The organism is Pseudomonas marginalis (genome assembly GCF_001645105.1).
Classification (GTDB): Bacteria; Pseudomonadota; Gammaproteobacteria; order Pseudomonadales; family Pseudomonadaceae; genus Aquipseudomonas; species Aquipseudomonas petroselini.
This window is the reverse complement of the sequence record NZ_LKEG01000005.1, coordinates 1-5,863: the sequence shown is the minus strand read 5'-3', so window position 1 is coordinate 5,863 and position 5,863 is coordinate 1. Positions and strand designations below refer to the sequence as shown.

Below are 5,863 nucleotides of genomic sequence, written 5' to 3'. Positions count from 1 at the left end.
CTCAATCAGTTGTTGATGGGTCATTGCTAAATGCAATGCTCATATCGTACGACGCTATGATCTTGCTCGAGTGTATGCCATGGAAAGCCCTCCCCTCCTCGTATCTGTCGAAACACTTTGTGACTTTATCCAAGCATTGGATAGCGAGCAAAGAACAATCCGAGTAATCAATAGCAACGCTTTGTTGATGCCCGTAGAAGCCGTTTTGCATTTACTTGATACCTCCCTGAAAGAAGTCTTGAGTAATGCCCGCCAGCAAAAACCTTTTGTACCGAGCGACAAGACAATAGCAAAACTCATCAGCGAACCGCACCACCTGCCATCTCGTGGAACTCTACTGCGTCTTTTTAGGGATACACCGCACCAGGAAGTGCTGCAAAACCTTATTGATGAGGGCAGAAAAGACTATAGCTGGCAGCCTGCACATGAGTGGCGCGCATTGCTCACGTCCCGGTTATTTATCAATCAAGTACCATGCGACTTTTGGATCGGTATTGTCCGTGACGCTGAATTACTTAACGCGGTGGACATGCATATTGATAGAAGCGTAACGGCACAGTTTCAAGCTTACGCCAAATCCCCCATAGTTGAGCGTGTTGGCTGTCCCACCGTACGAGCATGTCTGCACGCTCGCTTGGATGAACTCAGGGATGAAGAAATAGCCAATGACGAGATAACACAGCACGTGATCATTGCAGATAGGGTCGCGGTTTTGATGCGTATGCTTGCCTGGATGGTGGCGGATACAGTGGTGGATATTTGGGAGATGACGGTTCGAGACGGAATGGAAGAAGTCACGCCATTGAACAGCATACTGCCCGCCATTGAACCCATATCTGGCGAGTGGAACAATTCAACAACCTGCGCACTTGAACACCTAGCGAAACAAGCAGGGTGGGAACAAAAACAGAGGGCGATTACCTTCCTTGGAAATCTTTGGGCTCGGCACAACCATGATCGAAATACAGAGGCAAGCTCCCGGATCAGACTGTTGAGAAACTGGGAGCAACGCAAAAAGGGACGCCCCCAGTTTGGAACCTTGAAAAGCCTTGCTCATGCAGTAACCATTGAAAAAGCTAGGTTGAGCGACGAGCCTTTCGAGGGCAATGAGGGCTACACATGGACTCAGGCAGTGATTCTACGCATTGGCGAAACTCTCTCCCTCATTCGTCAGGGATTGGTGGACGTTGGAATGGATGCTGAGCACATCATTGGAATCATGGATGCCTACAGATGGGAGTATCGCTTCGCCCGCACCGCTCTCGGAAAACCTATGACCTCACCATGAAGTCGAGGCTGCCAAACGGCAGCCTCAAGCACCATAGAGTGCAGACTGTTAAGTCTTACCACTGCGCTGGTTTGGGTTTAACTGCTTGCCTCGATTACCTTGAGCCTTATCCCAAATTGGGTTTGTTCCAGGCGAGCCAGGATTGGAGTTCTTTTGGTCGGATCGTGCGTCCTCTGGAGCTTTACGTCGGCTTGTCATATCAGTTCTCCTCGCCCGAGCGATCTTCCCAATCTTCAGGGCGCTCGTCGTAATCACGAGACTGCCAATACGCGTCATTGTTCTCATTTAATTGATTCGAGCGATTGTCGTTGTCTGATTTACTGCTCATGATCTGTGTCCTCGTTGGTAGATTAGCCCGCAAGCGGGAGCAGTGCGGGTGAGGCCAGTATCAACCCCAGCACCAATCACCAATAGGGAACTGGCGAGGGAATTTGTGTCACTCAGCGACGCCACCTAACCAGTCCAGACATCCACAAAAATAACGCCCAATTGTCTGTTCCGACCTTGGTTTTAAGTACACCACGGAAGAGTTTTTGCTGAAGAATTTGCAGCAAATTGGAGAGTTTTCCGAAGGCGTGCTTTCGCTTTTGAAGACTCTGGTGGCTGACAGGTGATGGGTATTTAGGATGAAGTGTCCGGCGCTGGGGAGAAGTAGCTCTCAGGACAGCCACTGTAACTGCCAGGCAGGCCTGGGCGATGCGCCGGCTGCACGACGAAGGTGGATCAGCGATGAAGATAGTTAGTGGTTCTTGTGCTGCTCCAATCGTGACCACCATGGAGGTGATGACGACAGGCATTGAGATAACGCTCGCCATCCTGATTCACGATGATGTGGTCATCAACTACACGCTCAGCGAAGGCTCTGCTTCTAGTACGACCACTGGAAAAACTTTTGCCGGATCAAAGCGTTGGGGCAACTGGAGTAAGAGCTTGGAAACCGACGGTTACTGACGTGATGAAGCAAAAAAATGACGTCATAGAATCGTCATTTTCGAATGCTGATCGCCGCACTTTTAAAGGTAAATCGACGGTAAGGACGGAGAGTATTACAAGTTGTTTCGGCTGTTATGGCTCTTAGCCCCCGATTTAGAAGGCCTGGGCATCCATACAGCATCAAAATGGATCCAAATTGCAATTTACATACACGTTATCCACAGCCTTGTGATCTTGCAAAGTAAAATCGACCACACTATCTTGTAGCTACACCAGAGAGGCACATCTATATGTAGTGTTTTTCGAGTGAGCTGAGGATTCAGTAAAGACAGCAGGTATGTGTGCGAAGTTTGGTCGCCGAGCACACATACCTGCCTACCCTGAACCAATGCGAACATCGGTGGGATGCGCATTAGAGAAAAATCCGACTTTGGATGTCAACTATCCGGCTCGGTTTTCCGCTCAAGGGTTGCTCCTGCTTACGCAAATTTTTATGCAAATACAGGAGCACCTAACCGTGCCTAAAAATACCAAACAAACCTCGATTCCCGTGGCCAGCCTGGCCTCCAAAATCCTGCGTAGCGACAACTCCTCCGCGATTCAGAAAGAATTAGCGGGGTCGGCTATGGCCCAAGCCTCCAGCGGTAAACAAACTGGTGCTGACATGGAGACCAAAGCAAGCCACGTCCTCGACAGCAATAAATACAACGCCACCACCAAGACCCTCGCGGCCTCGGTACTTGCCCAATCGAATAAACAGCGGGGTGAGTGAGATGGCTCAGTATTACGTTAACCGCAATGCCCAAAACAATGGCGATCATGAAGTGCATACCAGTTCATGCATTTTCTTGCCGGCATTGCAGAACCGCCTCGATTTGGGCCAACACAGCAGCTGTGTGACTGCCGTGCGTCAGGCTCGCAACACATACCCGCAGTCGAACGGCTGCCGGACGTGCTCCTCGGTGTGCCACACCCAGTAGGAAGAGGCTATAGGTTAGGTTTCTCGCTCTTGGGTAAGCCGGCTGCTGGATGGGCTGGCCCCCATCTCATTGAGCGTGAGTTATCCAGGAGTTTGTACTATGAGCTATTTGGTCTATTGCACGTTTGATTTGAAGAACGCCTCTTCGAAGGACTACGAAAGCGCCTATGCAGATCTTCAGCGGATCGGCCTAGCAAAGGTGGTTAAGGCAGACGAGGGGCAGCATGTAGTCATTCCCACCACCTCTACGATGGGTTTCTTTAACGGCACCAGCGCAGTTGCTGTACGAAACGATGTCCGTAATTCGGTACAAGCTGCCTTCCGAGCGCGACTTTTGAAGTCTGAGATCTTCATTGTGGTAGGTGGTGACTGGGCGTGGGGCGCAGGTACGACCTAAAGGCTTACTGTTTTCGACGACGGTTCTCTCAGAGGGTCTTTGGCGGGTTTTCTAGCCGAAGTGTTCCCTTCCGAGCTATTCATAAATCATAAGTTCTGAGGGTATCAGCCATGCATCCCATGCACCGAAGCGAAGCTGACGTCATTGATGATTTAGCAGCTCTGGCGGCCAAGCCAGGGTACGCTCATGCCATGGCTGGCATCTGTTATCGCGACAACTTAGTGTCTTTTCAAGGTGAGCATAAGTCTTCTGATATTGAGCATCTCTTCGACCGCAAAAGGCTCAATCGGAATGAAATAACTACGATCTTGGGGTTGATGTCGCGTCAACCTCTAGATCTAACTGAAGTTGATGAAGCCACGCTGAGAAGCTACGCCTCGCGTACTGATGAGTTGATGAGTGAGCTTCACGACGCAATGACCGGCCTTATGATCGGCGAGCTTATGCCTCAAGCTCAGCAAGGCATCGCCATGAGTGACATTTGGAAAGGCGCCATGATGAAGGAGCCGATTTTCTATGGCACCGAGTCAGCTTACAGCTTCCAGTATCGAGATTTTTTTGCTGAGAAACATGCACAGGATGATGACTGGTTGGTTCGGGCCATGGCGTTTAGCAGTGCACAGGCATTGCAAGTGGCGAGTGCAATGTGTTCATTGATGGACGTTAGAGCTACCAAAGGAGCGCAAGTAGGTGGCGGAGCCAAGATAGGGGAGCTACCTGCAGCATCGGTGCTGGCACTCTTCGAGTTCACCGCACAAGAGATCGCTGCGCGTTCTGGTCAAGAGCTCGCTGTTGTTGAAGCCGTTTTCAAAGCTCTAACCTTCAGTGGCGATAATGGCCAATTTAATGAAGTGGGAGACTTTAATCAGGTAGCTGCAACCCCACTGCTGCCGACAGGGCGGGATTCGGTCTTACTGTTCTCTCATTACGCGATCTATGAAGCGCTGTACGAGTCACCTTTCTTCTGGATGCACCAGGATAAAGCTTACAGGCAACAAGCGTCCGACAATCGAGGCGCATTCACTGAACAATTCTCTCAATGTCGCCTGGCAGCGGTTTTCGGAAAAGCGAATGTTCACACAAACGTCAATATCTACGAGGGCAAACGGATTGTCGCCGAGGCGGACGTTCTGGTCATCTTTGGTGACCGAGTCATCATCGTTCAGGCAAAAGCCAAAAAGTTAACTCTTGCTGCCCGCAAAGGTAGCGACGGACAGATCAAGGCTGATTTTGCCGCAGCGATTCAAAAGGCCTACGACCAAGGGGCCGAGTGTGCGGCGGCCATCCTCTCAGGCAAATGTCGCTTAGAAAATGATAGTGGCCAAGCTGTCGTGCTCCCAGAGACGATCAAGGAGATCTATCCATTCTGCGTGGTATCCGACCACTACCCCGCATTGGCGTTTCAAGTCAGCCAGTACCTCAAATATTCTGCCGATGAGATCATCCGTCCCCCTTTCGTGATGGACGTTTTCCTGCTGGATGTCCTAGCAGAAATGCTGGATACGCCATTGCGCTTCATTAGCTACGTCCGTATGCGGCTAGAGTCGGCACAAAAATTGATGATGGGGCATGAGCTCACTGCTCTTGCGTACCACCTTCGATGCAACCTCTTTCTCGACGAGCAATACAATATAGTGATGCTGGAAGACTCAATCGCAGCCGACCTAGATACGGCCATGACTGTTCGGCGTGAAGGCCTTCCTGGCCAGCGTGTGCCGCCAGGAATTTTGACCAAGATGAAGGGCACATACTACGAGCGATTGATTGAGCAGATAGAGCGCCGCCCCCATCCAGCGGTACTAGAATTGGGCTTCACGCTTCTTTCCATGGACGGAGACTCATGTATTACGGTTCATCGGGCTATTGATGGGCTGACCAAGATGGGAAAGATGGATGGTCAGCGACATGACTTCGTACTTGGGATGACTGAACCAGGTACTGGCATCTGTTTCCATTGCAACCCGACGCCTAGTGAAGCAGCCGTCAGAACCTTGGAACTCCATTGTGCGAAACGCAAATACGCTCAGCGAACCGCGAACTGGTTTGGAGTTTCAGTGGGGCTTCAAGGGGAGATTCAATTCGGTATCACGCTCGATTTTCCGTGGGAGCAATCGTCAGAAATGGATGAGTTGACGAAGGCAATGAAGCCTTCTTCATCGCTGGGTTCGGCAATGAAAATGGTCGAGAGAGCATTGGTTCCAAAGAGACATGGGCGCAACGACCAATGTCCTTGTGGAAGCGGCTCAAAATACAAGAGGTGCTGCCT

6 protein-coding genes are annotated in these 5,863 nt (G+C 50.7%); 5 read left to right on the top strand and 1 reads right to left on the bottom strand.

Annotation, left to right across the window (positions count from 1 at the left end; all coding sequences use genetic code 11):
• Positions 1–79: 79 nt before the first annotated feature.
• A complete protein-coding gene (locus AO064_RS00050; protein WP_064052019.1) occupies positions 80–1,288 on the top strand; it encodes a hypothetical protein in 1,209 nt (402 codons plus the stop codon).
• A 199-nt stretch (positions 1,289–1,487) separates the two neighbouring features.
• Here the strand turns inward: AO064_RS00050 and AO064_RS31450 are convergent, their stop codons facing one another.
• Positions 1,488–1,616, bottom strand: coding sequence for a hypothetical protein (locus AO064_RS31450; protein ID WP_256324232.1), 129 nt, complete (start codon positions 1,614–1,616; stop codon positions 1,488–1,490).
• 368 nt (positions 1,617–1,984) lie between these two features.
• On the opposite strand from AO064_RS31450, the gene AO064_RS00045 reads away from it, so the two are divergent.
• From AO064_RS00045 to AO064_RS00030, 4 genes are all read left to right on the top strand, one after another.
• A complete protein-coding gene (locus tag AO064_RS00045; RefSeq protein WP_141537469.1) occupies positions 1,985–2,239 on the top strand; it encodes a hypothetical protein in 255 nt (84 codons plus the stop codon).
• A 499-nt stretch (positions 2,240–2,738) separates the two neighbouring features.
• A complete protein-coding gene (locus AO064_RS00040) occupies positions 2,739–2,993 on the top strand; it encodes a hypothetical protein (RefSeq protein WP_064052020.1) in 255 nt (84 codons plus the stop codon).
• A gap of 307 nt (positions 2,994–3,300) precedes the next feature.
• Positions 3,301–3,597, top strand: coding sequence for a hypothetical protein (locus AO064_RS00035; RefSeq protein ID WP_032900667.1), 297 nt, complete (start codon positions 3,301–3,303; stop codon positions 3,595–3,597).
• Positions 3,598–3,707: 110 nt separating this feature from the next.
• Positions 3,708–5,863, top strand: a 2,156-nt coding sequence (locus AO064_RS00030; RefSeq protein ID WP_064052017.1) for a YecA family protein, incomplete at its 3' end; no start/stop codon positions are given.